This window comes from Paraburkholderia diazotrophica, assembly GCF_038900755.1.
Taxonomy (GTDB): domain Bacteria; phylum Pseudomonadota; class Gammaproteobacteria; order Burkholderiales; family Burkholderiaceae; genus Paraburkholderia; species Paraburkholderia diazotrophica_A.
In genome coordinates this window covers 685,619-711,543 of record NZ_JBBPEN010000001.1, presented here as the reverse complement: position 1 = coordinate 711,543, position 25,925 = coordinate 685,619, and the positions used below count along the sequence as shown (strand labels likewise).

Annotated in this window: 25 protein-coding genes; 11 read left to right on the top strand and 14 right to left on the bottom strand. The window is 64.0% G+C overall.

The genetic code is table 11. From position 1 onward, the window contains the following. Window positions 1-46 precede the first annotated feature (46 nt). From AABE10_RS03325 to AABE10_RS03315, 3 genes are all read right to left on the bottom strand, one after another. A complete protein-coding gene (locus AABE10_RS03325) occupies window positions 47-493 on the bottom strand; it encodes a GatB/YqeY domain-containing protein (protein ID WP_342931853.1) in 447 nt (148 codons plus the stop codon). Window positions 494-803: 310 nt separating this feature from the next. Next, entirely contained in the window at window positions 804-1,016 is a 213-nt protein-coding gene (gene rpsU / locus AABE10_RS03320) for a 30S ribosomal protein S21 (RefSeq protein ID WP_012403240.1), read from the bottom strand. Between the two features lie 76 nt (window positions 1,017-1,092). Continuing rightward, window positions 1,093-2,328, bottom strand: a complete 1,236-nt coding sequence (locus AABE10_RS03315) for an NAD(P)/FAD-dependent oxidoreductase (protein ID WP_342931852.1) — start codon at window positions 2,326-2,328, stop codon at window positions 1,093-1,095. Window positions 2,329-2,463: 135 nt separating this feature from the next. On the opposite strand from AABE10_RS03315, the gene tsaD reads away from it, so the two are divergent. Next, on the top strand, window positions 2,464-3,489 hold the full coding sequence (tsaD, locus tag AABE10_RS03310) for a tRNA (adenosine(37)-N6)-threonylcarbamoyltransferase complex transferase subunit TsaD (protein ID WP_342931851.1): 1,026 nt from the start codon (window positions 2,464-2,466) through the stop codon (window positions 3,487-3,489). A gap of 106 nt (window positions 3,490-3,595) precedes the next feature. On the opposite strand, the gene folE2 is transcribed toward tsaD, so the two are convergent. The 4 genes from folE2 to AABE10_RS03290 all read right to left on the bottom strand — a co-directional run bounded on the left by folE2 (window position 3,596) and on the right by AABE10_RS03290 (window position 7,746). Then, entirely contained in the window at window positions 3,596-4,402 is an 807-nt protein-coding gene (gene folE2 / locus AABE10_RS03305; RefSeq protein WP_342931850.1) for a GTP cyclohydrolase FolE2, read from the bottom strand. 153 nt (window positions 4,403-4,555) lie between these two features. Further along, window positions 4,556-6,454, bottom strand: coding sequence for a 1-deoxy-D-xylulose-5-phosphate synthase (gene dxs / locus AABE10_RS03300; RefSeq protein WP_342931849.1), 1,899 nt, complete (start codon window positions 6,452-6,454; stop codon window positions 4,556-4,558). Window positions 6,455-6,550: 96 nt separating this feature from the next. Next, entirely contained in the window at window positions 6,551-7,432 is an 882-nt protein-coding gene (locus AABE10_RS03295; protein WP_342931848.1) for a polyprenyl synthetase family protein, read from the bottom strand. Further along, window positions 7,429-7,746, bottom strand: a complete 318-nt coding sequence (locus AABE10_RS03290; RefSeq protein ID WP_342931847.1) for an exodeoxyribonuclease VII small subunit — start codon at window positions 7,744-7,746, stop codon at window positions 7,429-7,431. Before AABE10_RS03290 ends, AABE10_RS03295 begins: the two co-directional genes overlap by 4 nt. A gap of 286 nt (window positions 7,747-8,032) precedes the next feature. On the opposite strand from AABE10_RS03290, the gene AABE10_RS03285 reads away from it, so the two are divergent. Both AABE10_RS03285 and AABE10_RS03280 read left to right on the top strand, forming a co-directional pair. Then, window positions 8,033-9,139 carry an aromatic ring-hydroxylating dioxygenase subunit alpha gene (locus tag AABE10_RS03285; protein WP_342931846.1) on the top strand — a complete coding sequence of 369 codons (1,107 nt, stop codon included), beginning with the start codon at window positions 8,033-8,035 and terminating at the stop codon, window positions 9,137-9,139. Between the two features lie 110 nt (window positions 9,140-9,249). Next, a complete protein-coding gene (locus tag AABE10_RS03280; protein ID WP_342931845.1) occupies window positions 9,250-10,119 on the top strand; it encodes a sulfurtransferase in 870 nt (289 codons plus the stop codon). A gap of 213 nt (window positions 10,120-10,332) precedes the next feature. Here AABE10_RS03280 and AABE10_RS03275 read toward each other — a convergent pair whose 3' ends face one another. The 3 genes from AABE10_RS03275 to polA all read right to left on the bottom strand — a co-directional run bounded on the left by AABE10_RS03275 (window position 10,333) and on the right by polA (window position 15,793). Then, entirely contained in the window at window positions 10,333-11,205 is an 873-nt protein-coding gene (locus AABE10_RS03275; RefSeq protein ID WP_342931844.1) for a dienelactone hydrolase family protein, read from the bottom strand. Between the two features lie 245 nt (window positions 11,206-11,450). Next, on the bottom strand, window positions 11,451-12,800 hold the full coding sequence (locus AABE10_RS03270) for an NAD(P)/FAD-dependent oxidoreductase (protein WP_342931843.1): 1,350 nt from the start codon (window positions 12,798-12,800) through the stop codon (window positions 11,451-11,453). A gap of 245 nt (window positions 12,801-13,045) precedes the next feature. Further along, complete coding sequence (polA, locus tag AABE10_RS03265; RefSeq protein ID WP_342931842.1) at window positions 13,046-15,793, bottom strand: DNA polymerase I; 2,748 nt, start codon at window positions 15,791-15,793, stop codon at window positions 13,046-13,048. A gap of 1 nt (window position 15,794) precedes the next feature. On the opposite strand from polA, the gene AABE10_RS03260 reads away from it, so the two are divergent. Further along, window positions 15,795-16,538 (top strand): TIGR00730 family Rossman fold protein, encoded by a 744-nt coding sequence (locus AABE10_RS03260; RefSeq protein ID WP_087735609.1) that lies wholly within the window; start codon window positions 15,795-15,797, stop codon window positions 16,536-16,538. A gap of 50 nt (window positions 16,539-16,588) precedes the next feature. Here AABE10_RS03260 and AABE10_RS03255 read toward each other — a convergent pair whose 3' ends face one another. After that, window positions 16,589-17,584, bottom strand: a complete 996-nt coding sequence (locus AABE10_RS03255; protein WP_342931841.1) for a transcriptional regulator GcvA — start codon at window positions 17,582-17,584, stop codon at window positions 16,589-16,591. A 98-nt stretch (window positions 17,585-17,682) separates the two neighbouring features. Here AABE10_RS03255 and AABE10_RS03250 point away from each other — a divergent pair, with 98 nt between their 5' ends. Then, the gene (locus AABE10_RS03250; RefSeq protein ID WP_342931840.1) at window positions 17,683-18,291 is read left to right on the top strand and encodes a chromate transporter; all 609 of its coding nucleotides are present in this window, start codon (window positions 17,683-17,685) and stop codon (window positions 18,289-18,291) included. Continuing rightward, window positions 18,288-18,821 (top strand): chromate transporter, encoded by a 534-nt coding sequence (locus tag AABE10_RS03245; RefSeq protein WP_342931839.1) that lies wholly within the window; start codon window positions 18,288-18,290, stop codon window positions 18,819-18,821. The genes AABE10_RS03250 and AABE10_RS03245 overlap by 4 nt, the downstream gene beginning before the upstream one ends. Window positions 18,822-18,881: 60 nt before the next feature. Here AABE10_RS03245 and AABE10_RS03240 read toward each other — a convergent pair whose 3' ends face one another. After that, a complete protein-coding gene (locus AABE10_RS03240; RefSeq protein WP_342931838.1) occupies window positions 18,882-20,408 on the bottom strand; it encodes an AMP nucleosidase in 1,527 nt (508 codons plus the stop codon). Window positions 20,409-20,652: 244 nt separating this feature from the next. Here AABE10_RS03240 and AABE10_RS03235 point away from each other — a divergent pair, with 244 nt between their 5' ends. From AABE10_RS03235 to AABE10_RS03215, 5 genes are all read left to right on the top strand, one after another. Then, entirely contained in the window at window positions 20,653-21,060 is a 408-nt protein-coding gene (locus tag AABE10_RS03235) for a hypothetical protein (RefSeq protein ID WP_342931837.1), read from the top strand. Window positions 21,061-21,309: 249 nt separating this feature from the next. Then, on the top strand, window positions 21,310-22,305 hold the full coding sequence (locus tag AABE10_RS03230) for a homoserine kinase (protein ID WP_342931836.1): 996 nt from the start codon (window positions 21,310-21,312) through the stop codon (window positions 22,303-22,305). Next, window positions 22,296-23,108, top strand: a complete 813-nt coding sequence (locus AABE10_RS03225) for a BPSS1780 family membrane protein (protein WP_342931835.1) — start codon at window positions 22,296-22,298, stop codon at window positions 23,106-23,108. The genes AABE10_RS03230 and AABE10_RS03225 overlap by 10 nt, the downstream gene beginning before the upstream one ends. A 160-nt stretch (window positions 23,109-23,268) precedes the next feature. Beyond that, complete coding sequence (locus AABE10_RS03220; RefSeq protein ID WP_342931834.1) at window positions 23,269-23,724, top strand: MarR family transcriptional regulator; 456 nt, start codon at window positions 23,269-23,271, stop codon at window positions 23,722-23,724. 77 nt (window positions 23,725-23,801) lie between these two features. Then, window positions 23,802-24,071 carry an FAD-binding domain-containing protein gene (locus AABE10_RS03215; RefSeq protein WP_342931833.1) on the top strand — a complete coding sequence of 90 codons (270 nt, stop codon included), beginning with the start codon at window positions 23,802-23,804 and terminating at the stop codon, window positions 24,069-24,071. A 133-nt stretch (window positions 24,072-24,204) separates the two neighbouring features. Here the strand turns inward: AABE10_RS03215 and AABE10_RS03210 are convergent, their stop codons facing one another. Both AABE10_RS03210 and AABE10_RS03205 read right to left on the bottom strand, forming a co-directional pair. Then, complete coding sequence (locus tag AABE10_RS03210) at window positions 24,205-24,381, bottom strand: DUF3563 family protein (protein ID WP_342931832.1); 177 nt, start codon at window positions 24,379-24,381, stop codon at window positions 24,205-24,207. A 106-nt stretch (window positions 24,382-24,487) separates the two neighbouring features. Next, window positions 24,488-25,672: an extracellular catalytic domain type 1 short-chain-length polyhydroxyalkanoate depolymerase gene (locus AABE10_RS03205; RefSeq protein ID WP_342931831.1), complete on the bottom strand. Its 1,185-nt coding sequence runs from the start codon at window positions 25,670-25,672 to the stop codon at window positions 24,488-24,490. Between the last annotated feature and the right edge of the window lie 253 nt (window positions 25,673-25,925).

Genomic DNA, 25,925 nt, shown 5'->3' with positions numbered 1-25,925 from the left:
GCAGCCGCAGAACGGCAAGCACGCACGGAGAAGACCGACGGCCGGCTTATTTCGACAGCCTGGCCTTGACCTGCGCGGATACGGCCGTCATGTCGGCGCGGCCGGCAAGCTTCGGCTTCAGCACGCCCATCACCTTGCCCATGTCCTGCGGACCGGCGGCGCCGACCTGCGCGACGGCCGCCTGCACTTCGGCGGCGATTTCCGCGTCCGACAGTTGCTCGGGCATATAGGCGCTCAGCACGGCCAGCTCGGCCTGTTCCTTTTCGACGAGATCGGCGCGGCCGGCCGTTTCGAACTGGGCGATTGAATCCTTGCGCTGCTTGATCATCTTGTCGATGACGGCCGTTACGCCGGCATCGTCCAGTTCCACGCGATCGTCGACTTCACGCTGCTTGATGGCAGCGAGCAGCAGCCGGATCGTGCCGAGGCGCTCGGTTTCGCGCGCGCGCATCGCTGCTTTCATGTCGTCGTTGATTCGGACCTTGAGACTCATCGTTCACCTGAATGCGTGGAGTTAAAAAAGCGGGTGAAGACGCGGTGCAGAGCGCAAAAACCCGCTTGGGATCGTTCCTCAAGCGGGTTAGTACCCGGGCTGAAACCCGGGTTGTTCCAGATACGCAGTGAATTCGCTGATTTTGCGCATCTGGATACGGCCTTACGGAACTTCGACCGACGCGGCCCGGAGCCGTTTGAGACCTTTCGAGGCCGGTAGCCGCAGCGCCCGGCACGCCTATGCGCCGTCACTTTGTGTGGGCCGCTGCTTTCGCGGAAACATCGGGCGAGAGCCGCGACTTCACGTTGAATCAGTAAAACTTCTTGGGCAGTTGCTGGCTGCGCAGGCGCTTGAAATGGCGCTTCACTGCAGCCGCTTTTTTCCGCTTGCGCTCAGACGTCGGCTTCTCGTAAAACTCGCGCGCACGCAGTTCGGTCAGCAGGCCGTTCTTTTCGATCGTGCGCTTGAAACGGCGCATCGCGACTTCAAAAGGCTCGTTTTCTTTTACGCGGATAGTCGTCATCTTTCAATAACGGAGCTTGGCAAAGAAGGGAAAGTATAGCAGGTGTTTCGCACAATCGTATGACGGTGTCAAGCCCTTATTTTGCGAGCGCCTGGCCATGCGTTCCGACGTATTCGGCGGCCGCCTGGCCTGCCGCGACGCCCGATGCCCACGCCCACTGGAAGTTGTAACCGCCGAGCCAGCCCGTCACGTCGACGGCCTCGCCGATGAAGTACAGGCCGGGCACGCGCGCGCTCATCATCGTCGCCGACGATAGCTCTCGCGTATCGACGCCGCCGCGCGTCACCTCGGCTTTCTTGTACCCTTCGGTGCCGTTCGGCGTGAGCGTCCAGCGCGACAGCGCCTCGCCGACCCGCCGCAGCGACTTGTCGGGCAGATCGGCAAGACGCGCTTCGGCGGGCACGCCGTGCGTTTGCAGCCAGACGTGCGCGAGGCGCGTCGGCACCCATTCGGCGAGCAGATTCGCGATCTGCCGCTTCGTCGCGCTTTTCGCCTCCAGTAGCGCAGCGACGGCGTCCTGCTCCGGCAGCAGGTTGATGTGCACGGGCTCACCCGGCTGCCAGTAGCTCGAAATCTGCAGCACGCCGGGACCGGACAGCCCGCGATGCGTGAGCAGCAGGTCTTCGACGAACTCGCCACCCGACTTCTTCGCGCCCGTCGCCAGATGCACCTCCAGCGACACGCCCGAAAGCTCCGAAAACGGCTGCCAGTCGGCGGGAGCAAACGTGAGCGGCACGAGAGCCGGACGCGTATCGATCAGCTTGTGTCCGAACTGCTTCGCGAGACGATAGGCGAAATCCGTCGCGCCGATCTTCGGAATCGAGAGCCCGCCCGTCGCGACGACGAGAGCGCGGGCGCGGATCGGACCGGCGTGCGTATCCAGTGTGAAGCCTTCGGCATCGGCATGGCGCACCTGTTCGACGGCGAGCGGCCGGCGCCACGCGATATTGCCGGCGTCGCATTCGCTCTTCAGCACGTCGATGACGGCGTCGCTCGACTGATCGCAGAACAGCTGGCCCTTGTGCTTTTCGTGCCATGTCACGCGATATTGCTTGAGCAGCGCCATGAAATCGCGCGGCGTGTAGCGCGCCAGCGCGGAACGGCAGAAATGCGGATTCGCCGACAGGTAATTCGCCGGCCCGGCGTAGAGATTCGTGAAGTTGCAGCGGCCGCCGCCCGAAATGCGGATCTTTTCGGCGAGCCGCGCCGAGTGGTCGATCAGCACGACGCGCCGGCCGAGCTGTCCCGCCACCGATGCGCACATCATGCCCGCCGCGCCCGCGCCGATTACGGCGATATCGAAGGATTCCATGGGGCTGCATTGTACCGGCGCGACGGGCGGCTCCGGCGCCGCAACGCGCGCGCTGCTATACTTTCAGGTTCCTTTTTGATGTTTCAGGCGCCGTTTTTCCGGGCGCCCCGACTGTCTCCGAATGGCGTTCGAATCATGCTCGTTCTCGGCATAGAAAGCTCCTGCGACGAAACCGGCCTCGCGCTCTACGACACCGAACGCGGCCTGCTCGCGCACGCGCTGCATTCGCAGATCGCGATGCATCGCGAATACGGCGGCGTGGTGCCGGAACTGGCGTCGCGCGACCATATCCGGCGCGCGCTGCCGCTGCTCGAAGAAGTGCTGGAGCGCTCGGGCGCCGCGCGCGGCGACATCGACGCGATCGCCTATACGCAAGGCCCGGGTCTCGCGGGCGCGCTGCTGGTCGGCGCGAGCATCGCCAATTCGCTCGCGATGGCGTGGAACAAGCCGACCATCGGCATTCATCACCTGGAAGGGCATTTGCTGTCGCCGCTGCTGGTCGATGCGCCGCCGCCGTTTCCGTTCGTCGCGCTGCTCGTGTCGGGCGGCCATACGCAACTGATGCGCGTCACCGACGTAGGCGTCTACGAGACGCTCGGCGAAACGCTCGACGACGCCGCCGGCGAAGCCTTCGACAAAACCGCGAAGCTGCTCGGCCTCGGCTATCCGGGGGGACCGGAAGTGTCGCGGCTCGCCGAATTCGGCACGCCGGGCGCGGTCGTGCTGCCGCGTCCGATGCTCCATTCCGGCGACCTCGATTTCAGCTTCAGCGGCCTGAAGACGGCCGTGCTGACGCACGTGAAGAAACTCGGCAGCAATGTCTGCGAGCAGGCCAAGGCCGATCTCGCGCGCGGCTTCGTCGACGCAGCCGTCGACGTGCTCGCCTCGAAGTCGCTCGCCGCGCTGAAGAAAACGAAGCTCAAACGTCTCGTGGTGGCGGGCGGCGTCGGCGCGAACCGGCAGTTGCGCGAGGCGCTGTCCGCGGCGGCGAAGAAGCGCGGCTTCGACGTGCACTACCCGGACCTGTCGCTGTGCACCGACAACGGCGCAATGATCGCGCTCGCGGGCGCACTGCGGCTGCAACGCTGGCCTACGCAAGCCACAAACGATTACGCGTTCACTGTGAAGCCGCGCTGGGATTTGTCGTCGCTGGCGCGCTGAGGCGCTTACCTCGCAAAGCCGTCAACGGCGCCGTCGCGCGACGCACAACGTAAAAACGGCCGCTCATCGCTGAGCGGCCGTTTGTCTGTCAAACGCAAAGAAGTGGTCAAGCCTTGCGCTTGTCGTTCTCGATCACCGCATACGCGCTGTGATTGTGGATCGACTCGAAGTTCTCCGCTTCGAGCACATACGCGACGATCCGCCGATCCGCGTTCAGACGTGTTGCGACGTCGCGCACCAGGTCTTCGACGAACTTCGGATTCTCATACGCGCGTTCAGTCACGAACTTCTCGTCGGGACGCTTGAGCAAGCCCCACAACTCGCACGACGCCTCTTCTTCCGCGATACGGATCAGATCTTCGACGGGCATGTCGTCGACCAGCTCGGCGTCGATCGTCACATGCGAGCGCTGGTTGTGCGCGCCGTACTCCGAGATCTTCTTCGAGCACGGGCACAGGCTCGTCACGGGCACCAGCACCTTCAGGAACAGACGCGTCGCGCCGTCGCGCGAATCGGCCGTGAGCGTCACTTCGTAGTCCAGCAGACTTTGCACGCCCGACACGGGCGCCGTCTTGTTGACGAAGTACGGGAACGACACCTGGATACGCCCAGCCGGCGCCTCGAGCTTTTCGAGCATGGACGCGAGCATCGCGCGGAACGCGGACGCATCGAGCGGCGCCTTGTTCTCTTCGAGCAGCGCGACGAAGCGCGACATGTGCGTGCCCTTCACCTCGGCGGGCAGATGGACATCGAGATTCCACGTGCCGATGGTCGGCTGAACGTTTCCGTCCGGCGTGCGGACCATCAACGGATGACGCACCGCCTTCACGCCGACCCGTTGAATCGGAATCTGGCGGGTGTCGAGCGTGCTTTGCACGTCGGGCATCACGAAGGCGGGGTTCATCTGGTTCATGTTCTTATCCTCAACTGACAGCTGACAGCGCGAATCAACGCGCAAAATGACAACCGCCGGCTTGCGCCGGCGGAGCCCGGCGGGCACGCGACCCGCCGATTCATATTGGAGTAGATGCAACGAGCCGCTTAATCGTTCCGGCGGCCCGCCATGTTAAGCGACGCGTTTCACCGACTTGCCGCTTGCGTGCTCCACAAATCGCTCGCGGATGGACTTCGCGATGCCTGCGGCGTCGAGGCCGCACGAGGCGAGCAGCTTGGCCGGATCTCCGTGGTCGATGAAGCGATCGGGAAGCCCTAATTGTAGTACGGGCCGGATAACCCCACTGTCCATCATGGCTTCCACGCACGCGGAGCCCGCGCCGCCCATCACACTGCCCTCTTCGACCGTGACGATCGCGTCGTGGCTTTCGGCCAGCTCGCGCACGAGGTCGGCGTCGAGCGGCTTCACGAAGCGCATGTTCGCGACGGTTGCATCCAGCTGCTCCGCGGCTGCCACCGCCGGCGCGACCATCGTGCCGAACGCGAGAATCGCAATGCGCTTGCCGGCCGGCTGCGACGTCTCGCGGCGCACTTCGCCCTTGCCAAGCGGAATCGCGGCCATCTGCCTGACCGTCGCGACGCCCGTGCCCGCGCCGCGCGGATAACGCACGGCGGTCGGGTTCGGCTGCTGAAGCGCCGTGTACAGCATCTGACGGCATTCGTTTTCGTCCGATGCCGCCATCACCGTCATGTTGGGGATACAGCGCAGGAACGCGAGGTCATAGGCGCCCGCGTGCGTCGCACCGTCCGCGCCGACGAGGCCCGCGCGGTCGATTGCGAACACAACGGGCAGGTTCTGCAGCGCGACGTCGTGGATCAGCTGGTCATACGCGCGTTGCAGGAACGTCGAGTAGATCGCGACGACGGGCTTCATTCCTTCCGTCGCGAGGCCGCCTGCAAACGTCACCGCGTGCTGCTCGGCGATGCCGACGTCGTAGTAGCGATCCGGGAAACGCTTTTCGAACTCGACCATGCCCGAGCCTTCGCGCATCGCGGGCGTGATGCCGACCACACGGGAATCGAGTTCCGCCGCGTCGCACAGCCATTCGCCGAATACCTGCGTGTACGTCTTTTTTGCAGGCGTCGTCGACGGCTTGATGCCCTCCGCCGGATTGAACTTGCCGGGACCGTGGTACAGCACGGGATCGGCCTCGGCGAGCTTGTAGCCCTGGCCTTTCTTCGTCACGACGTGCAGGAACTGCGGGCCGCGCAGTTCCTTGATGTTCTGCAGCGTCGGGATCAGCGAATCGAGATCGTGGCCATCGATCGGTCCGATGTAGTTGAAGCCGAACTCTTCGAAGAGCGTGGCCGGGACGATCATGCCCTTCGCGTGTTCTTCGAGCTTGCGCGCGAGGTCGAGCACGGGCGGCGCGTGGCGCAGCACGCGTTCGACGCCTGCGCGCGCCGCTGCATAGAAGCGGCCCGACATCAGGCGCGCGAGATGACGATTCAGCGCGCCGACGGGCGGCGAAATCGACATGTCGTTGTCGTTGAGGATGACGAGCAGCGGCACGTCGTCTTCGACGCCGGCGTTGTTCATCGCCTCGAAGGCCATGCCCGCCGTCATCGCGCCGTCGCCGATCACGGCGATCGCGAAGCGGTCTTCACCGCGCAGCTTGCTGCCGATCGCCATGCCGAGGGCTGCCGAAATCGACGTGCTCGAGTGCGCGGTGCCGAACGTGTCGTACGGCGACTCGTCGCGGCGCGGGAAGCCCGAGATGCCGCCGAGCTGGCGCAGCGTCGACATCTGGTCGCGACGGCCCGTCAGGATCTTGTGAGGATAGGTCTGATGACCCACATCCCAGACGATGCGGTCGCGCGGCGTGTCGAACACGTAGTGCAGCGCGATTGTCAGTTCGACCGTACCGAGGTTGGACGACAGGTGGCCGCCCGTCTGCGATACGCTGTCGAGCACGAAGGCACGCAACTCGTCGGCAAGCGGTTGCAACTGGCGGCGATCGAGGCGGCGCAGGTCCGCGGGGTCGTCAATGGTTTTCAGCAAGTCGTACATCGTCGTTCCATTGTAGGAAAACTTACGCGCCCGCACTTCATTCGCGCACACCCGAATGCTCTTGTGCGGGCGGCGGGCTTTCGCGTTACAGCCACTTCAGCTGACCCGGTTCACCACGAGATCAGCCAGCTCGGCGAGCCGCTGTGCGCGGGCGCCAAAGGGGGCAAGGGCTTCGTGCGCATCGCTGCGCAGTTGCGCAGCCAGCGCGCGCGATGCGTCGAGCCCGATGATCGACACGTAGGTCGGCTTGCCGTCCTTCGCGTCCTTGCCGGCCGTCTTGCCGAGCGTCGCGGAATCGGTCGTGACGTCGAGAATGTCGTCGACGACCTGAAACGCAAGACCGACAGCAGCCGAATAGGCGTCGAGCGCCTGCAGCGTCGTCGCATCGGGCGTTCCACCCGTCAGCGCACCCATCCGGACGGCCGCGCGCAGCAGCGCGCCTGTCTTCAGGCGGTGCATCGTTTCGAGCTGCGGACGCGTCAGCGTCTGTCCGACGCTCGCCAGATCGATCGCCTGGCCGCCCGCCATGCCGACCGAGCCGCTCGCGAGCGCCAGTTCGCGCACCAGCGCGGCCTGCTGCGCGGGCGCGAGCACATCTGATGTCAGCGCAACGAAAGCTTGCGACTGCAGCGCGTCACCGACCAGCAGCGCCGTCGCTTCGTCATACTTGACGTGCACGGTGGGCTTGCCGCGGCGCAGTTCGTCGTCGTCCATGCAGGGCATGTCGTCGTGAACGAGCGAATAAACGTGGATCATTTCCAGCGCCGCCGACGCCGCTTCAAGGCTCGCGGCCGTCGCGCCCGTCAGCTCGCCCGCCGCATGGCACAGCAGCGGGCGCACCCGCTTGCCGCCGCCCAGCACGGCGTAGCGCATCGCTTCATGCAGCGTCGCCGGCTCCGTCGACGCCGACGGCAAGTATTGGTCGAGTGCGCTCTCTACGCGGTCCAGCACCGAGCGCATCCATTGTTCGAATGTCATAGATCGTCTCCGCTGTCGGCAGCGGTTGTACCTGTTGTGTTCACGGGAAGCGGCTTGAGCGTCTCGCCATCCAGGACGCGCACCTGCTGCTCCACCTTTTCGAGTTGCTGCTGGCAGAATGCCACCAGCGCTGCGCCGCGCCGATACGCGGCCAGCGACTCTTCCAGGTTGAGGCTGCCGCCTTCCATCCGCCCGACGAGCCCTTCCAGCTCAGCCAGCGCCGCCTCGTAGCTCTCGGGCAGCGGGGTCTGGTCGGAACCTTCGGCGCTGGCGGGGGACAAACCCGTCGTCTCGGTCGGTGCGGTCTTCGCCATGAATCGTCGCAAAATTAAAACAAGTCGGACATTCTACGGCAAAAGGAACCTTCTCGACCTGCAAGCGCACCAATCGGGGCAGGCGCGACGCTTGCACAACACTTCTGGCGACAAAAAAGAATCCAGCGTTTTGCGCCAGAAATCGCGGCCTTCTACGACATTTTTAACCCAAATCAGGTACTTAAGCGCCCCAAGGAGGGGGAAACAGGTATAATCGCGGGCTCCCTAAATCGAATCTTCGATGGTTGGGTTGTTCACTGCTTTCACGTCTTCATCGGGAGTGGGAATGTCCAATCTGAGCAATGCATTGCAGCTGAAGGCTATCCACAGCCAGCTGCCAGTCACGGCTTACTTTGACCAGGCGCTTCACCAGCGCGAACTCGAAATCCTTTTCAAGAAAGGTCCTCGCTACGTCGGGCACGAACTCATGGTTCCCGAAGCGGGAAACTATTTCGCCTTGCCTGGCGAAAGCGAAGGACGCGTGCTCGTTCGCAATCAGCAATCGCAAATCGAATTGCTGTCGAACGTGTGCCGCCATCGCCAGGCGATCATGCTGAACGGCCGCGGGCAGACGGAGAACATCGTCTGTCCCCTGCATCGCTGGACGTACGATCTGAACGGCCAGCTGCTCGGCGCGCCGCATTTCGCCGACAATCCCTGCCTGAACCTCGGGGCCACGCCGCTGCAAAGCTGGAACGGCCTGCTGTTCGAGTCGAAGGGTCGCGACGTCGCGAAAGATCTGGCGCGTCTCGGCACGGCGAAACACTTCGATTTCGCGGACTACATGTTCGATCACGTCGAAGTGCACGAGTGCAACTACAACTGGAAGACCTTCATCGAGGTCTATCTGGAGGACTACCACGTCGTGCCGTTCCATCCGGGCCTCGGCAGCTTCGTCAATTGCGACGATCTGAAGTGGGAGTTCGGCGAGTGGTACAGCGTGCAGACGGTCGGCGTGCACAACGAGCTCGCGCGTCCGGGCAGCCCGACGTACCGCAAGTGGCACGACGAAGTGCTGCGTTACCGCGAAGGCAAGATGCCGGAGTTCGGCGCGATCTGGATGGTGTACTACCCGGGCATCATGATCGAGTGGTATCCGCATGTGCTCGTCGTGTCGTGGCTGATTCCGCGCGGTCCGCAGAAGACGACTAACGTCGTCGAGTTCTATTACCCTGAGGAAATCGCGCTGTTCGAGCGTGACTTCGTCGAGGCGGAGCGCGCCGCGTACATGGAAACGGCGCGCGAAGACGACGAGATCGCCGAGCGCATGGACGCCGGACGCCGCGCGCTGCTGGAACGCGGCGAATCGCAGGTCGGTCCGTATCAGAGCCCGATGGAAGACGGGATGCAGCACTTCCACGAGTTTCTGCGGCGCCAGCTCGGCACGGTCTGAGCATTCGTCGGACGGCTATCGGCAAAGGAAGACGGGCTTCGGCCCGTCTTTTTTTGTTTAGACTACCCATATCGTTCGGCGCTGCCGATGCCAGTCTCTCAGGAGCCGTCATGCCACACACTCACTACACCACGCTGATCTCCGCCGATAACCTCGCTGAACGTCTGGCTGCCGCGCCGGGCAGCGTCTTCATCGCCGATTGCCGCTTCGATCTCGCCGACACCGACGCCGGCGAGAAGGCCTATGCGGCGGGCCACCTGCCGCACGCGCACTATCTGCATCTCGACCGCGATCTGTCGGGCCCGAAGACGGGCACCAACGGGCGTCACCCGTTGCCGGATCGCCAGAAGCTCGTCGACCGTCTTGCCGAACTCGGCCTCAAGCAGGGCCAACAAGTGGTCGCCTACGACGAGCAGGGCGGCATGTACGCCGCGCGTCTGTGGTGGCTGCTGCGCTGGCTGGGTCACGATTCCGTCGCGCTGCTCGACGGCGGGCTTCAGGCGTGGAATGCGGCCGGCCAGACATTGACGCACGACGCGCCGCCCAAAGTCACGGGCGACTTCAAGGCGGGCGCACCGCTTGCCGTGACCGTCGACGCGCAGGCCGTCGAGCGCAACATCGGCACGCATGAGCGCGTGCTGATCGACGCGCGCGCCGCGGATCGCTATCGCGGCGAGAACGAAACGCTGGATCGCGTCGGCGGCCACATTCCGGGCGCGCGCAACCGCTTCTTCAAGGACAACCTGACCGCGGACGGCCGCTTCAAGTCGGCGCACACGCTGCGTGACGAATTCAGCGCCGTCATCCCGGGCGTGGCCGCCGAGCACGTCGTGCTGCAATGCGGCTCGGGCGTTACTGCGTGCCACAACGCCCTCGCGATGGAGATCGCGGGACTGCATGGCGCAGCGCTGTATCCGGGGTCGTGGAGCGAATGGAGTTCCGATCCGGCGCGGCCGGTGGCGACGGGCGCCAATCCTTGAGTCATCGCTAGCCCTTCGCTGATCACGGCGCTTTTGCCGTGGTCAGCAACTTGGCGCGTCGTCGATATCCGCGCGGCGCGGCGTGCAAGCGGCGAAAGACAGCGGGACAGCATGCGGCATCGACATAAAGCCGACTTCATAGGCATCCGACGTTACCGCAACGCCGCCGCAGCCCGATCGCGCGAAATCCGCACCTCGGGCGCAACAGCACGATCAGCCGACACCATGCTGCCTGAACCACGCAAGCGCCCGCTTCCAGCCGTCCTCGGCGTCGGCCTGCCGGTAGCTCGGCCGATAGTCGGCAAAAAACGCATGCCCCGCGTCGTCGTAAACGACGAACTGCGCGCCCCGCCCCGCCTGCGGCCCTTGCGCGATCGCCTGCTTCATCTTCTCCAGCGAGTCTTGCGGAATGCTCTGATCCTGCCGTCCATACAGCCCGAGCACGGGCACCTGCAGATCGGACACGCGATCGATCGGATTGGCGGGCGTCATCGGCGTCTGGTCGCCGACCACACGCCCATACCACGCGACGGCCGCCTTCAGCCGCGGATTGTGTTCCGCGTACAGCCACGTGATGCGCCCGCCCCAGCAGAAGCCGTTGACGCCAGCCCGGTTCACATCGCCGCCGTGCTGGCCGGCCCATTTGAACGTCGCGTCGAGATCGGCGAGCACCTGGGCATCGGGCACCTTGCTCACGACCTCCTCGTTGAGCTGCTGCATCGACGGATACTTCGTCGGATCGCCCTGGCGTACGTACAGGTTCGGCGCGACGGCCAGATAGCCCTGCTTTGCGAAGCGTCGGCAGACATCCGCGATATGCTCGTGCACGCCGAAGATCTCATGGATCACGATGATCACGGGTAGATGCGTCTTGCCCTTCGGCTGCGCGCGGTACGCAGGCACCAGCGTATCGCCCGAATGGATGCCGACCTCGCCCGCATCGAGCCCTTCGGTATCGGTGTGGATGGTCTGCGCGGACACGGGCAGCACGCACGCCGCAAAGCCGCTGCCGAGCGCCGCCTTGATGAAGGTGCGCCGATCGAAGGGTACGCGGGGAACGAGACTGTCGACTTCTGGCTTCAGCATGCGGTGCTCCTTGATGAAAGGACAAGGGTGAACGGCAAGGAAGGCAAGCACAGATGTTGCAGCGACGGGAGCAAGTGCTCGGCATGGCGCTGGAGTCGGCGCCAAAGCACTTACTCCCGCCGAGAGCCAAAGCGCGAACTCCCATCGACCGCCCTGCATGCGACCGCAGTAGGCGCTCAAGCACCAACTCCAGCCGACACAGCATACGCGCAAGCGCTTCCTGTTGCAGAAGCATCGACCGGCAATCAGTGCAGCTTCACGCGCGGCAGCGTCGTGCGCCGCAGCCAGTGCGCGAACGTATCGAGCACCATCCGCGCGTAGCCATGCAGCGCCGCGATGTGCAGCCGGTACAGCGACATGTACATGAAGCGCGCGAAGAGCCCTTCGATCAGCATGTTGCCGCCGATTACGCCGCCCATCAGGTTGCCGACCGCGCTGAAGTGCCCAAGCGACACCAGCGAGCCGAAGTCGTGGTAAGTGAACTCCGGCAGCGGCCGGCTTTCGAGCATATTGCCGAACGCGCGCAGCAGAAAGCTCGCCTGCTGATGCGCGGCCTGCGCGCGAGGCGGCACGTTGCGCTCGTTGCCGGGCCACGGGCAGGCCGCGCAATCGCCGAGCGCAAACACGTTGTCGTCGATTTCGGTCTGCAGCGTGCGGCGCACCTGCAACTGGCCGAGCCGGTTCACGGGCAAGCCGTCGAGCTGGCTCAATACGGGCGGCGCCTTGATGCCCGCTGCCCACACGGTCAGATCGGCGCGCACGGTCTTGCCGCTTGCCGTGCGCACGAGGCCCGGCGCGACTTCCGCAACCGTCTCGCCCACCATCAGCTTGACGCCGAGCTTTTGCAGCAGTTCGGCCGTCGCCGTCGATACGCGCTCCTGTAGTGCCGGCAAAATGCGCGGCCCCGCTTCGATCAGCACGATGCCGACGTCATGGCGCGGATCGAGCTTGTGCAGCCCGTAAGCGGACAACACCTGCGCCGTATTGCGCAGTTCCGCCGACAGCTCGACACCCGTTGCGCCGCCGCCGACGATCGCGACCTGGATGCGCGGCTCCGTCGATGTCGGCGTGCCGGGATTCGACTCGACGGGCTCGTGCGCCTGATGCTCGGCGCGCATGCAGGCGGCAATGAGGCGCTTGCGAAAGCGCTCGGCCTGCTGGACGGTGTCGAGCGCGATCGAATATTCCGGCGCGCCCTTCACGCCGAAAAAATGCGTCGTGCTGCCGATCGCGATGACGAGCGTGTCGTATTCGAGCGCGCGTTCGGGAAGAAGCTCGACGCCGTCGTCGTCGAGCACGCGGCCAAGCGTGATGCGTTTCGCCGCGCGATCGAGCGCGGTCAGTTCACCCTGCTGGAATTCGAAGCCATGCCAGCGCGCCTGCGCCGCGTATTCGAGCTCCTGCGTGAAAGGGTCCATGCTGCCCGCCGCCACTTCATGCAGCAGCGGCTTCCAGATATGCGTCGGATAACGGTCGACCAGCGTGACCTGCGCGAGCGGCACGCCATTGCTCTTCTTGCGCGCATAACGATCGCCGAGCCGCGTCGCCAGCTCGAGACCGCCCGCACCACCACCCACGACGACAAAACGATGCATCAGGACTCTCCGTATGAAACGACAAGTTGTGCGTCGGTGCGGCTCGCTTCGCGCGTGTGCGGCCGCGTTTGTTTTTTATTCGCGTTCTGTCGATTGTCGGCGACCAGCGGGACAAGTCACAAGTCCGTCATCTGCGACTGTGACTTGCGAACGACGTTGCCCCGCTCGCTGTCCCGCTCATTGTCAGTTGACCTGGAGAAGCAACAATGCTGTGTCAGTGTGTCGTGGCACGCAGGACTGACATGTCAGTGCGCTTCTTCCCAGTTCGCGCCCGCGCCCACTTCGGCGACGAGCGGCACCTTCAGTTGTGCGACGCCGCACATCAGTTCCGGCAAGCGCTTGCGGACATCGGAGAGCTCGTCGTCCGGCACTTCGAGAATCAGTTCGTCGTGTACCTGCATGATCATGCGCGTGCCGATGCCCGACTCCTCGATCCACTTTTGCACGGCGATCATCGACATCTTGATCAGATCGGCGGCCGTGCCCTGCATCGGCGCATTGATTGCGGCTCGCTCCGCGGCCTGACGGCGCGGGCCGTTGCCGCCGTTGATCTCGGGCAGCCAAAGACGCCGGCCGAACACGGTCTCGACGTAGCCCTTCGCCTTCGCGCTCGAACGCGTGTTCTCCATGTACGCAGCAACGCCCGGATAACGCGCGAAATAGCGGTCGATATAGAGCTTCGCGGCATCGCGCGTGATGCCGAGGTTCGATGCGAGACCGAACGAGCTCATCCCGTAGATCAGGCCGAAGTTGATCACCTTCGCGATGCGCCGCTGATCGTTCGACACTTCAAGCGGCGTCACGCTGAACACTTCGGATGCCGTAGCGCGGTGAATGTCTTCGCCCTGCTTGAACGCGCGCAACAGCGCTTCGTCGCCGGAGATATGCGCCATGATCCGCAACTCGATCTGCGAGTAGTCCGCCGACACGAGCTTGTGACCCGGCGGCGCGATGAACGCTTCACGAATGCGGCGGCCTTCGCCCGTGCGCACAGGAATGTTCTGCAGATTCGGATCGTTCGATGCGAGCCGCCCCGTGACCGCGACGGCCTGCGCATAGTTCGTATGCACGCGGCCCGTGGTCGCGTTGACCATGCGCGGCAGCTTGTCGGTGTACGTCGATTTCAGCTTCGACAGGCCGCGATGCTCGAGCAGGATTTTCGGCAGCGGATAATCTTCAGCGAGCTTTTGCAGGACTTCTTCATCGGTGGACGGCGCGCCGCTCGGCGTTTTCTTGATGACGGGCAACTCGAGCCTTTCGAAAAAGATCTGCCCGATCTGCTTCGGCGAGCCGAGATTGAATTCGCCGCCTGCCAGCTCATACGCCTCTTTCTCGAGTTCGACGAGACGCGTCGCGATTTCGTTGCTCTGCACACGCAGCTTTTCCGCATCGATCAGCACGCCGTTGCGCTCCATCTTGCGCAGCACGCGCGACGTCGGCACTTCGATGTTCCGGTACACATGATCGAGCGACACTTCCGCGGCGATCTGCGGATACAGCGCATGATGCAGACGCAACGTGATGTCGGCATCTTCGGCCGCGTATTCGGAGGCCTTGTCGAGCGGCACTTCGTCGAAGCCGATCTGCGATGCGCCCTTGCCCGCCACGTCTTCGTACTTGATCGTCGCGAGGCCGAGATGGCGCAACGCGAGGTTGTCCATGTCATGCGGACGATGCGATTCGAGCACGTACGACTGCAACAGCGTGTCGTGCTCGATGCCGTTCATCGCGATGCCGTAGTTCGCGAGCACCTGCTCGTCGTACTTCACGTGCTGGCCGACCTTCTTCTTGTCCGCGCTTTCGAGCCACGGCTTGAGCTTCGCGAGCACTTCGTCGCGCGGTAATTGCACGGGCGCATCCGGCCCGCGATGCGCGAGCGGAATATACGCGGCCTTGCCCGCTTCAACCGCAATCGAAATGCCGACGATCTGCGCGACCATCGGGTCGAGCGACGTGGTCTCCGTATCGAACGACGTGATCTCGGCGGCGTCGAGCTTCGCGAGCCATGCGTCGAACTGTTCCCACGTCTGCACGGTGTCGTACGCGCGCGCGCTCTCGCCGTCGACGGTCGGCGCAGGCGGCACATCCGTCTCGGGCCCTTCGACGGCATCGGCGATTTCCACTTCGCGCAGCCACGTCTTGAAGCCGTGACGCGTGAAGATATCGCGCAGCTCTTCGCGCGCTTCGGGGCGCGTCGCGAGCGTCTCTTCGAACGAGTTCACGTGCTCGGTCAGATCGCATTCCGTTTCGACCGTGACGAGCTTTTTCGCCATCGGCAGGAAGTCGAGCGCACGTCGCAGATTGTCTCCTACCGCACCTTTGATTTCATTCGCGTGTGCGACGATGCCATCGAGGGTTCCGAATTGCGTGAGCCATTTGAGCGCGGTTTTCGGGCCGCATTTCTCGACGCCCGGCACGTTGTCGACGGTATCGCCGATCAGCGACAGGTAATCGACGATGAGTTCGGGCGGCACGCCGAACTTCGCAACGACGCCCTCGCGGTCGAGCTTTTCGTTCGTCATCGTATTGATGAGGGTGACATGATCCGTCACGAGCTGCGCCAGATCCTTGTCCCCCGTGGATACGATCACCTTCATGCCACGCTGCTCCGCGCGCCGCGCGAGCGTGCCGATCACATCGTCGGCCTCGACGCCTTCGATCATCAGAAGCGGCCACCCGAGCGAGCGCACGGCGACGTGAATCGGCTCGATCTGCTTGGCCAGATCTTCGGGCATCGACGGACGATGTGCCTTGTATTGCGGATACCAGTCGTCGCGAAACGTCTTGCCTTTGGCATCGAACACGCACGCGCTATACTCTGCCGTAACTTCCTTGCGCATACGGCGCAGCATGTTGATGATTCCGTAGAGCGCACCTGTTGGTCCGCCATCTGGACCGCGCAGATCAGGCATCGCATGGTAGGCCCGGTACAGATAACTCGAACCGTCAACCAATAGCAGGGTCTTACCTTCCAGGTTCTGTTCTTCAGGCATTATGACTAAGAGAAAAGTGATTCCGAGTCTGCGATCGCTCGCAGATCAAGAGCGCGCAACAGCCAAGAAGGCCCGCGCATCGTGGCAGATGTTCACGATTATGGCAGAGTTTATCGAGGCGACCGAGTACCTGTCGGAGATCCGCCCGGCTGTGAGCATCTATGGTTCGGCACGTCTCAAACCGAACTCGCCGTACTACAAACTGGCCACTACGATTGCACGCAAGCTCTCTGACGCAGGCTTCGCAGTGATCTCCGGCGGCGGCCCCGGCATCATGGAAGCGGCCAACAAGGGCGCGCATGCGGGCAAGGCACCGTCCGTCGGCCTGAACATCGAATTGCCGCACGAGCAATCGGGCAACCAGTGGCAGGACATCTCGCTGCGCTTCCGTCACTTCTTCACGCGCAAGGTCACGTTCGTAAAGAACTCGGATGCCGTCATCGTGATGCCTGGCGGCTTCGGCACGCTCGACGAACTCGCCGAAGTCCTCACGCTGATTCAAACGAAGAAGTCGCGCCACGTGCCCATCATTCTTGTCGGCGCGGAGTTCTGGAAGGGTCTGCTCGGCTGGTTCGAAGCGCAACTTGTGCCGATGGGCCTCATCAATCCCGAGGACATGAACCTGATGCAGGTGATCGACGAGCCCGACCAGGTGCTCGAAGCCGTGCTCGCGTTCTATGAAGAGCGCGAAGAACCCGAAGCGCATCCCGTCAAGTCGGACGAAGACCGGATGTTCTACCTGTGATCGTCTGATGCGTGATGGCGGACAATGCGTTGCGTTGTCCGCCATCACGGCTATCGCGACGCGGCATGCGCATTGCCCGCCTTGCCGCGCGTCGTTGCCGGCTCAGCACCTTCTGCTCCCGTTTCTGTTCCTGTTTCTGTTCCCGTTTCAGCTTTCGTCTGCACCGCCTGTGCTTCGAGCCAGCGGCAAAACTGCCCGACGAGCGGCGCATTCGCCACTTCGCGCCGCGCGACCCACCAGTAGCCACGCGCGCCGATGCGCGGTCCTTTCAGCGGCATTACCAATCGCCCGGACGCCAGTTCGTCGTCGAGCAGCGGCGTCGGTCCGAGCGCGACGCCCAGGCCATCCACGGCCGCCTGCAACGCCAGATAGAAGTGATCGAACGACTGCTTCTTGCGGCACTTCGCGGTGACGCCCGCCGCGTGCAGCCAGTGCTGCCATGCGTCCGGCCGCGTATCCGAATGCAGTAGCACATGACGCGCGAGATCGTCGGCCGTATGGATCGGCAGGCGCTGCAACAGCGCGGGACTGCACACGGGCAGCTCGCTTTCTTCGAGAAACTGCCCGCTCGCGCAATTGGGCCAGTGCGCGGGCCCGCGCCGCACGGCGACGTCGAAGCTGTCGAGTGTTTCGACGGGCGCGTTCGACGTCGACAGCCGCAACTCGACGTTCGGCGCCATCCGCTGAAACTGCGAAAGCCGCGGCAATAGCCACTTCATTGCGAACGTCGGCAGCGCGTTCACGCGCAGCACGTGAACGACACCTGTGTCGCGCAACTGGTCGGTCGCGACGGCGATGCTGTCGAACGCGGCCTGCACTGTCGACAGATAGCGGCGTCCGTCTTCCGTCAGCCGCACGCGCTTGCCGACGCGATGAAAAACCTGCACGCCGACCCACGCCTCGAACGCCGCCACCTGACGGCTGATTGCACCGTGCGTCACATGAAGCTCATCCGCGGCGGACGTGAAGCTGTCGTGCCGCGCCGCGGCCTCGAAGGCGCGCAGCGCGGGGAAAGGGGGAAGCTTGCGGTTCGTCCTTGCATTCATCCTTGTGATTCTAGATCACAAGGATGTACCCGAGAAATCGTTTTGCGCCGCCCGCAATCGGCGCTAATCTTCACGCCTTGTACTGAATAGTGAACGCGATGGATCAGCACCCCGACGCGCCGGAGCATGCGCCCCCTCCGACTTCGCGCGAAATCTTCATGGGCTTTCTGGGCCTTGGGCTGACGTCGTTCGGCGGCGCGCTGCCGCTCGCGAGGCGGACCATCGTCGAACAGCGCCGCTGGCTGACGTCCGCCGAATTCACCGATCTGCTCGGTCTGTGCCAGTTCCTGCCGGGCGGCAACGTGATCAATCTGTCGGTGGCGCTGGGCATGCGCTTTCGCGGCCTGCGCGGCGCGCTGGCGGGCATTCTCGGCTTGATCGCCGGACCATCGCTCGTCGTGATCGCACTGGGCGTGATCTACGAGCGCACGCAAAACGATCCGCACATCCGGCATCTTTTCGCCGGACTCGCGGCGGCGGCAGCCGGTCTGCTGATCGCGATGGCCGTCAAGATCCTGCTGCCGCTGCGCCACGACCCGAGGGCCGCGACGATCGCCGCACTGGGCTTCGTCGCGATCGCATTGCTGCGCTTCCCGCTACTGCCGACGATGCTCGTGCTGACGCCGCTCAGTATCTACATCGCGTCGCGCGTGGCGAAAGCCGATGCCGCCGCTTTATCGTCACGCCAGAACGAGACTTCGAAATGACCGATACGTTGATCGCGCTCGCCGTCATCTTCAGCCAGCTGTCGCTGCTCGCGTTCGGCGGCGGCAACACCATCTTGCCGGAGATGCAGCGACAGGTCGTCGAGGTGCATCACTGGATGCCCGCGAGTGAATTCAGCGCGCTCTTCGCGCTCGCGCAGGCGGCGCCGGGGCCGAACATGATGGTGGTGACGCTCGTCGGCTGGCATGTGGCGGGATGGGCAGGAATGCTCGTGACGTCGCTCGCGAAGTTCGGACCGTCGTCCGTCGTCACGCTGCTTGCGATGCATGCGTGGAACCGCTTCAAGGACCGCCCGTGGCGGCGCATCGCGCAGAAGGGGCTCGTGCCCGTGACGGCGGGTCTCGTCGCGGCGAGCGCGGTTCTGATCGCGCAGGCGTCGGACACGTCGTGGCTCGCGTGGGTCATCACGGGCACATGCGCGGTGCTCGCGTTCAAGACGCGGATTCACCCGTTGTGGCTGCTCGGAGCCGGCGCGCTCGCGGGGCTCGCCGGACTCCCGTTCATCGGCTGACAGGCGCTCGCACGCGCTTACCGAGAACGCTACTGCTGAAACCCCACTACTGGAACCCCACTACTGGAACGCCACTTCGGCGAAGCTGCGCAGCTTGCGACTGTGCAGCTTGTGCAGGCCGTTGGTGCGCAGAATCTCCATCGCCTTCACGCCGATCTGCAAATGCTGGTCGACCTGCGCGCGGTAGAACTGGTCGGCCATGCCGGGCAGCTTCAGTTCGCCGTGCAGCGGCTTGTCGGACACGCACAGCAGCGTCCCGTACGGCACGCGGAAGCGGAAGCCGTTCGCGGCGATCGTCGCGCTTTCCATGTCGAGCGCGATCGCGCGGCTTTGCGACAGGCGCTGCACGGGCTCGCGATGATCGCGCAGTTCCCAGTTGCGGTTGTCGACGCTCGCGACCGTGCCCGTGCGCATCACGCGCTTCAGCTCCACGCCGTCGAGCTGCGTGACCTGCGCGACGGCGCGCTCCAGCGCGACCTGCACTTCGGCGAGCGCAGGAATCGGCACCCACAGCGGCAAGTCGTCGTCGAGCACGTGATCCTCGCGCACATAGCCGTGCGCGAGCACATAGTCGCCGAGACGCTGCGTGTTGCGCAGGCCCGCGCAGTGGCCGAGCATGATCCACGCATGCGGGCGCAGCACCGCGATGTGATCGGTAATGGTCTTCGCGTTCGACGGGCCGACACCGATGTTGATCATCGTGATGCCGCTGCCGTCCGCGCGCTTGAGGTGGTACGCGGGCATTTGCGGCAGGCGCGGCGGCGCCGTGCCTTCGTCTTCCTGCTCGCCGATATTCGCGTTGTACGTGATCACGTCGCCCGGCTCGACGAACGACGTGTACTCGCTGCGGTACGCGCGCAGATCGGCGGCGTCGGTCTTCGCCATCATCGTGCGGCCGAGCTTCACGAACTCGTCGATGTAGAACTGATAGTTCGTGTACAGCACATAGTTCTGGCAGTGCGTGGGCGACGTCGCCGTGTAGTGCTTGAGCCGATGCAGCGAAAAGTCGACGCGCGCCGCGGTGAAGAGTGCGAGCGGATGCGGCTCGCCGGGCATCGGCTCGTAGGTGCCGTTGACGATGCGGTCGTCGAGCAGCGCGAGATCGGGCGGGTCGAACACATCGCGCATCGAGAGCAGGCGCTCGCGGTCCAGATCGCCTTCGAGATGGATGCCCTCGGCGAACGCGAAGTGAATCGGGATCGGCTGATCCGACACGCCCACTTCGACGGCCACATGATGGTTCTTCACCAGCAGGCGCAATTGCTCGCGATAGTAGTTGCCGAACAGATCGGGCCGCGTCACCGTGGTCTCGAACACGCCGGGACCGGCGACGAAGCCATACGAGCGCCGCGAATCGACATGCGTGTTTGTTTCCGTGCGCACGCGCACGAACGGATAGCAGGCGCGCACACGGCGGTCGAACGGCTCGTTGCGCCGGAAACGCGCAAACGCATCGCGCAAGAACGACGTGTTCGCTTCATAGATGGCGGACAGGCGCGTGACGGCATCGGCGGCGTCGTCGAAGGCCTCGGTCGGGAACGCGTTAGCGGGCATGTGCACCGCGCGTTGATTGGTATCGTAGTTCATCTTCGTTCGCCTCGATTGATGCAACGACATTACCACGGAACCCACGCTTTCTGATGTCCGCGCGCCTGCTCATCGGCGACCTGCGCGATCAGGCGCGCGCATGATCGCGCGGGCCGCGCGACGCCTCGCACACGCGCCGCGCATGCCGCGCGGGAAGCGCGCAAAATAAGGCTATCGCCCGCTGCTCATGCCCGTGAGCAGCACTGGATTTGCTAGAATCGGGCCACCTTATCGGAGAAACATCATGAAGCCGCTCTTCCCCGCCGCAGTTGCGCTGGCGCTCGCCGTCAGCGGCGTGGCGATGGCTGCCCAGCCTGCCCCGTCCGCGAAAGACGCGCAGGCGGCCGCAGACGCACAAGCCGAAGCCAACGAACGCGCGGGCCTGCCGGATCTGAGAGCGATCAACCGTCCCGCGGCTGAGGTCAGTTCGAAAGTCGAGATCAACACGCCGCGTACGCCGAGCTTCTATGAGCGCAGCGGCAACGGCACCGAAATCACCGAATACCGCGATAAGGGCAAGCCCGTCGAAATCAACGTGCACTCGAACTTCGGCACGCGCTACCAGATGAGCGCGCCCACCGACACGTCGCCGAAGGTTTACGAATCCGGCAAGCCGCCCGCGCGCCTGCCGTCCGTGAACCTGCATTACTGATCGACGCAAGCCGGCGCGCCTATGCAAGCCGGCGCGCCTATTCGTGGCGGCGCACGCCGGCGTGCTTCAAGCCTGCTTAAGCCTGTTTCAAGCCCGCTTCGAGCAGATAGGCGCCGGCGAACATCGCATCCGGCGCCCGTCGCGACGACGCACACAGATGCACCGGGAACGCAACGACGCTTTCAACCCGCTTGCCCCGGCTCACACTGGCATCGCGCCAGCCGAACAACCTGATCCGACGTCCCACGCATGGCCGTTTTCACCGCTGTCACCGAAGCCCAGCTCGCAGACTGGATGCGCCACTACGATCTCGGCGAAGTCGTCGACTTTCGCGGCATCACATCCGGAATCGAGAACAGCAATTTCTTTCTGACGACCACGCGCGGCAAGTACGTCCTCACGATTTTCGAAAAGCTGACGGCCGGGCAACTGCCGTTCTATCTGGACCTGATGCGCCACCTGGCGTCGCATCGCGTGCCCGTGCCTGACCCGATGCCGCGCGACGACGGCGCGCTGTTCGGCATGCTCGACGGCAAACCTGCGACGATCGTCACGAAACTCGACGGCGCGCCAGAGCTTGTGCCCGGCGTCGCGCATTGCGTCGAAGTGGGCCAGATGCTCGCGCGGCTGCATCTGGCGGGCCGCGACTTCGCGCATCATCAGCCGAATCTGCGCAGCCTGCCATGGTGGCAGGAAACGGTGCCGAGCATCGTGCCGTTCGTCACCGATGCGCAGCGCGCGCTGCTCACGGAAGAACTCGCGCATCAGCAGGCGTTCTTCGCGTCGGCGGATTATGCGTCGCTGCCGGAAGGTCCGTGCCATTGCGATCTGTTCCGCGACAACGTGCTGTTCGCGCACGCCGCGCCCGATACGCATCATGAAGTCGCGCTTGGCGGCTTCTTCGATTTTTATTTCGCGGGCTGCGACAAGTGGCTCTTCGACGTCGCCGTGACGGTCAACGACTGGTGCGTCGATCTCGCCACGGGCAAGCTCGACGAAGCGCGCGTCGATGCGTTGCTGCGCGCGTATCAGACCGTGCGCCCGTTCACACCCGCCGAAAACCGGCACTGGGGCGACATGTTGCGCGCGGGAGCGTATCGCTTCTGGGTGTCTCGCCTGTATGATTTCCATATGCCGCGCGCCGCCGAACTGCTCAAGCCACACGATCCAGGCCATTTCGAGCGCATTCTTCGCGAGCGCCTCGCTGGTGTCGCCCTCCCTGGCATTCATACCTCATGCAACTGATCGAAGTCCCGGCGAAAACCGGCTACGTGTGGTTCCGTCAAGGAATCTGGCTCTTTCGCAAGAACCCGCTTGCGTTTCTCACGCTGTTTTTCGCGTATCTGCTCGCGATGACGGCCATTTCGCTGATCCCGATCATCGGCGGCGTGCTGCCGCTGATGCTGATTCCGGGCGTCGCGGTCGGCTTCATGGCGGCGTGCCGCGACACGATTGCGGGCAAGCCGGTGCTGCCGACCATACTCGTCGACGGCTTCCGCTCGTACGGCAGCCAGGTCGCGAAGCGTCTGCTGCTGCTCGGCATGCTCTACATCATCGCGATGGCGATCGTGCTGCTCGGTTCCGCGCTCGCGGACGGCGGCGTGCTGCTGCATCTGATGATCAGCGGCGAGTCGATGCAGCCCGAAGCCGTCGCGAACAGCGATATTCCGCTGGCCGTGCTGACGGCGCTCGCATTCTATGTGCCCGTCGCGATGCTGTTCTGGTTCGCGCCGATCCTCACCGCATGGCACGACGTGCCGACCATCAAGGCGATGTTCTTCAGCATCGTCAGTTGCTGGCGAAATCGCGGCGCATTCACCGTGTACGGCGCGTTGTGGTTCGCCGTCGCGACGACGGTGTCGATCGGACTGTCCGCGCTGCTACAGGCGATCGGCGCTGGCGATCTCGCGCTCGTGATCCTGATGCCCGCGTCGATCATCGTCACGACGATGCTCTACTGCTCGTTCTATGCGACGTATCGCGGCTGCTTCGGCGTGCAATCGCCCGGACAGCCGCTGCCGCCTGCGCCTTCTTCGCCGTCCTCCTAAGAGTCGCCTTCGTAAGAGCCGTCTTCGCAAGAGCCGGCTTTCTTCGAACCTGCGATGCGGCGTGGGTTTCCTGCCCGTCGGATCACTCCGTCGTGCCGTTTTTTGCGGCACAATAGTTTGCACACAATCCATTCGCACGCTTCACTTCAGGGGGACGGATATGACCCAGCGCACCGCTTTTCCCGTCACGCTCGACGAGCAACTCTGCTTCGCGCTCTATTCGACGTCCCTTGCGATGACTAAAGCGTACAAGCCGATTCTCGACCGGCTCGGACTCACTTACCCGCAATATCTGACGATGCTGATCCTGTGGGAAAGCGACGACGTCACGGTGAAGGACATCGCCGCGCGCCTGAATCTGGATTCGGCGACGGTCACGCCGCTGCTCAAGCGGCTCGAAGCGCAAGGCTATATCGAGCGCCTGCGCGGCACCGAGGACGAACGGCTCGTCTTTATCCGGCTGACGAAATCGGGCGTTGCGCTGAAACGCACTGCACGCGATGTGCCGGGCGAAATCTTCTGCGCGACCCAGCAGACACCCGGATTCCTCACGCGGCTGCGCGATGATCTGACGCAATTGCGCGGCACCTTGACCGACTACCTCGAGCGCTCCTGAGACGCGGGCCGGCCGCGGCTGCCGCGCTTATCGACAATGTCTATTGCATCGCCTATTGCATCGACAGCGAATATAGTTTGCACACTAACGATTTGTACGATATCTTTGTCGCGTGCCAGTCCGATAGCGATGCGCGCCATTGTGGCGAACACAACGGCTGGCAGCGAACGGGATCGACGGGGGGCGATGCGCAGCCGTGGTTCCCGATCTTCAACCCGCTGACGCAATCGGAAAAAACTCGATCCGCAACGGCGCTTTATCAAAGCTTCTTGCCCGGAACTGGAGAACGTGCCCGCGAAGGGATTCACGCGCCCTGGCGGGCGGCGCCCGACGATCTGAAGAATTAAGGCGTGGCGCTGGGAAGGATTATCCGCAGCCTGCCGTCGATCATGCAAAAGCGCGCCAGGCGACGCTGGCGCGCTACGCTCACGTTGAGCGCGCGTTTCTGTCCGGCTCACACGCCGGCCAGCGCGAATCTGCCTAGTTCTGGCTCATCCACGACGGATGGCGCATTTGCGACTCGCGATCAATCTTGCGCATGCGGAACTCGAGGTCGTACAGATCCGAGGCTTCAGCCAGGTAGGCGTCGTTGCGCTCTTTGACGCGCTCGTCGTAGGACTTCGTCAAAAACAGGAAAAAGCGGCTGATCAGATACATGGTGGACCTCGAATGTGGCGTTAGGTGACTGACACCTAGGGATAACCCGTATTATAGGGAAAACCCTAGGTGCACGCCAGCGCCCGATTCGAAGTGTGGCAATTTGTCAACTGACGCGGGGACGGACGCCTTCCGCGGCGCGCACAGCCGTGCGCGCCGGCTCGGCGCGGCGCTGATGCTTGAAGAAATCCCACAACAGTCCGCTCGCATCCGGCCCTTTCGATGAGTGGAACGGGACGGCATCGTCGCCGCCGCTCCATGCGTGGCCCAGCCCCTGCACGCGGCACAGCCGAACGACGCGCCGTCCACCGCGCGTGTAGTCGCGCGTGATGACGGTTGCCTTGCGGTCCTCCTTCACGTCGCCGACCTTGCGCACGCCTTGCGCATCGACGATGCCGTTCAACCGCAGGAACTGCTCGGTCAGCTGTTCCGCGTTGACGGGCGCGACGACATGATCCGACTCGCCCTGCAGGATGATGGCCGGCATGCCCGGATACGACGTGACGTCCGCCACGGCGTCGACGAGCGTCACCGGGTCCTGACGCGTGCCGCGCCGCATGACGTCCATTGCGGTGATGCCCGAGTGCGCCTCGCCGAACGCTGGTCCCGAATGCAGCGCGACGGCCGCGAAACGGTCCGGGAAGTGCAGCGCCAGCAGCGCCGCGAGTCCCGCGCCCGCCGACAGCCCGGCCACGTAGACCCGCTCGCGGTCGAAACCGTACGACTCGACGAGCGCATCGACGAGCGATACCACGGAGCGCGCCTCTGCCCGGCCGGCGCGGTCCGTATCGTCGTACCAATGCCAGCAGCGATGCGCGTGCGCGTGCTTCGACTGCTCCGGGTATACAACCGCGAAGCCGTAGCGATCGGCGAGCAGATTCATGCGCGTGCCTTCGGCAAATTCGTCGATCGACTGCTTGCAGCCGTGCAACATCACGATGAGCGGCACGTGTTTGAGCGGCTTGCCCGCGGGCAGATACAGCCCGTATTGCAGATGATTGACGAGGCTGCCCGGCGCGGCAGGCGCCGAATGGAACGAGCGGGTCCACGTGCCGCCCGCCCATGCGGCGGCGCGCGGCCGCACGCGCGACTCGCGCGCGCCGCGCTGCGGCACGTCGCGGGTGACGGTCTTGCGCACTTTCACCGAAGGCTTGGCGACGGGCGACGCAGGTCGCGTCACCGCGCGTTTGGACTTGGGCGCACGCTTCAACGTCGCGCGGGCGTGCTCCGTCTGGATCGCAAAAAGGCGTTTGAGGCCGCCTAGCCAGATCTTCGTGAAGCTTTTTGGCATAGGATTTCTCGCAAATAGGGATCAATGCTGTCCGCTTCAAAAGCGGACTTGTGCGATGCACAATAACACCAATCTCGGTGCGATGCTGAACGTTGGCCGATGTGGATCTAGCGAAAAGCCCGTCCCCGCGTGCTTTTCATCAGACGATTTCCGAATTGTCCTAGCATCTGTCACTTATCGCGTTTCCGTTTGCGACTTGGGCCGAACCGCTCCCTCTATACTTGTAGAATACGCGCCGAGCGCAAGTGCTCAG

What these genes read in the sequence shown, in the direction of transcription:
- AABE10_RS03325 (WP_342931853.1), bottom strand. Translation starts at nt 493, where the DNA reads ATGAGTCTCAAGGTCCGAATCAACGACGACATGAAAGCAGCGATGCGC.
- rpsU (WP_012403240.1), bottom strand. Translation starts at nt 1,016, where the DNA reads ATGACGACTATCCGCGTAAAAGAAAACGAGCCTTTTGAAGTCGCGATG.
- AABE10_RS03315 (WP_342931852.1), bottom strand. Translation starts at nt 2,328, where the DNA reads ATGGAATCCTTCGATATCGCCGTAATCGGCGCGGGCGCGGCGGGCATG.
- tsaD (WP_342931851.1), top strand. Translation starts at nt 2,464, where the DNA reads ATGCTCGTTCTCGGCATAGAAAGCTCCTGCGACGAAACCGGCCTCGCG.
- folE2 (WP_342931850.1), bottom strand. Translation starts at nt 4,402, where the DNA reads ATGAACCAGATGAACCCCGCCTTCGTGATGCCCGACGTGCAAAGCACG.
- dxs (WP_342931849.1), bottom strand. Translation starts at nt 6,454, where the DNA reads ATGTACGACTTGCTGAAAACCATTGACGACCCCGCGGACCTGCGCCGC.
- AABE10_RS03295 (WP_342931848.1), bottom strand. Translation starts at nt 7,432, where the DNA reads ATGACATTCGAACAATGGATGCGCTCGGTGCTGGACCGCGTAGAGAGC.
- AABE10_RS03290 (WP_342931847.1), bottom strand. Translation starts at nt 7,746, where the DNA reads ATGGCGAAGACCGCACCGACCGAGACGACGGGTTTGTCCCCCGCCAGC.
- AABE10_RS03285 (WP_342931846.1), top strand. Translation starts at nt 8,033, where the DNA reads ATGTCCAATCTGAGCAATGCATTGCAGCTGAAGGCTATCCACAGCCAG.
- AABE10_RS03280 (WP_342931845.1), top strand. Translation starts at nt 9,250, where the DNA reads ATGCCACACACTCACTACACCACGCTGATCTCCGCCGATAACCTCGCT.
- AABE10_RS03275 (WP_342931844.1), bottom strand. Translation starts at nt 11,205, where the DNA reads ATGCTGAAGCCAGAAGTCGACAGTCTCGTTCCCCGCGTACCCTTCGAT.
- AABE10_RS03270 (WP_342931843.1), bottom strand. Translation starts at nt 12,800, where the DNA reads ATGCATCGTTTTGTCGTCGTGGGTGGTGGTGCGGGCGGTCTCGAGCTG.
- polA (WP_342931842.1), bottom strand. Translation starts at nt 15,793, where the DNA reads ATGCCTGAAGAACAGAACCTGGAAGGTAAGACCCTGCTATTGGTTGAC.
- AABE10_RS03260 (WP_087735609.1), top strand. Translation starts at nt 15,795, where the DNA reads ATGACTAAGAGAAAAGTGATTCCGAGTCTGCGATCGCTCGCAGATCAA.
- AABE10_RS03255 (WP_342931841.1), bottom strand. Translation starts at nt 17,584, where the DNA reads ATGAATGCAAGGACGAACCGCAAGCTTCCCCCTTTCCCCGCGCTGCGC.
- AABE10_RS03250 (WP_342931840.1), top strand. Translation starts at nt 17,683, where the DNA reads ATGGATCAGCACCCCGACGCGCCGGAGCATGCGCCCCCTCCGACTTCG.
- AABE10_RS03245 (WP_342931839.1), top strand. Translation starts at nt 18,288, where the DNA reads ATGACCGATACGTTGATCGCGCTCGCCGTCATCTTCAGCCAGCTGTCG.
- AABE10_RS03240 (WP_342931838.1), bottom strand. Translation starts at nt 20,408, where the DNA reads ATGAACTACGATACCAATCAACGCGCGGTGCACATGCCCGCTAACGCG.
- AABE10_RS03235 (WP_342931837.1), top strand. Translation starts at nt 20,653, where the DNA reads ATGAAGCCGCTCTTCCCCGCCGCAGTTGCGCTGGCGCTCGCCGTCAGC.
- AABE10_RS03230 (WP_342931836.1), top strand. Translation starts at nt 21,310, where the DNA reads ATGGCCGTTTTCACCGCTGTCACCGAAGCCCAGCTCGCAGACTGGATG.
- AABE10_RS03225 (WP_342931835.1), top strand. Translation starts at nt 22,296, where the DNA reads ATGCAACTGATCGAAGTCCCGGCGAAAACCGGCTACGTGTGGTTCCGT.
- AABE10_RS03220 (WP_342931834.1), top strand. Translation starts at nt 23,269, where the DNA reads ATGACCCAGCGCACCGCTTTTCCCGTCACGCTCGACGAGCAACTCTGC.
- AABE10_RS03210 (WP_342931832.1), bottom strand. Translation starts at nt 24,381, where the DNA reads ATGTATCTGATCAGCCGCTTTTTCCTGTTTTTGACGAAGTCCTACGAC.
- AABE10_RS03205 (WP_342931831.1), bottom strand. Translation starts at nt 25,672, where the DNA reads ATGCCAAAAAGCTTCACGAAGATCTGGCTAGGCGGCCTCAAACGCCTT.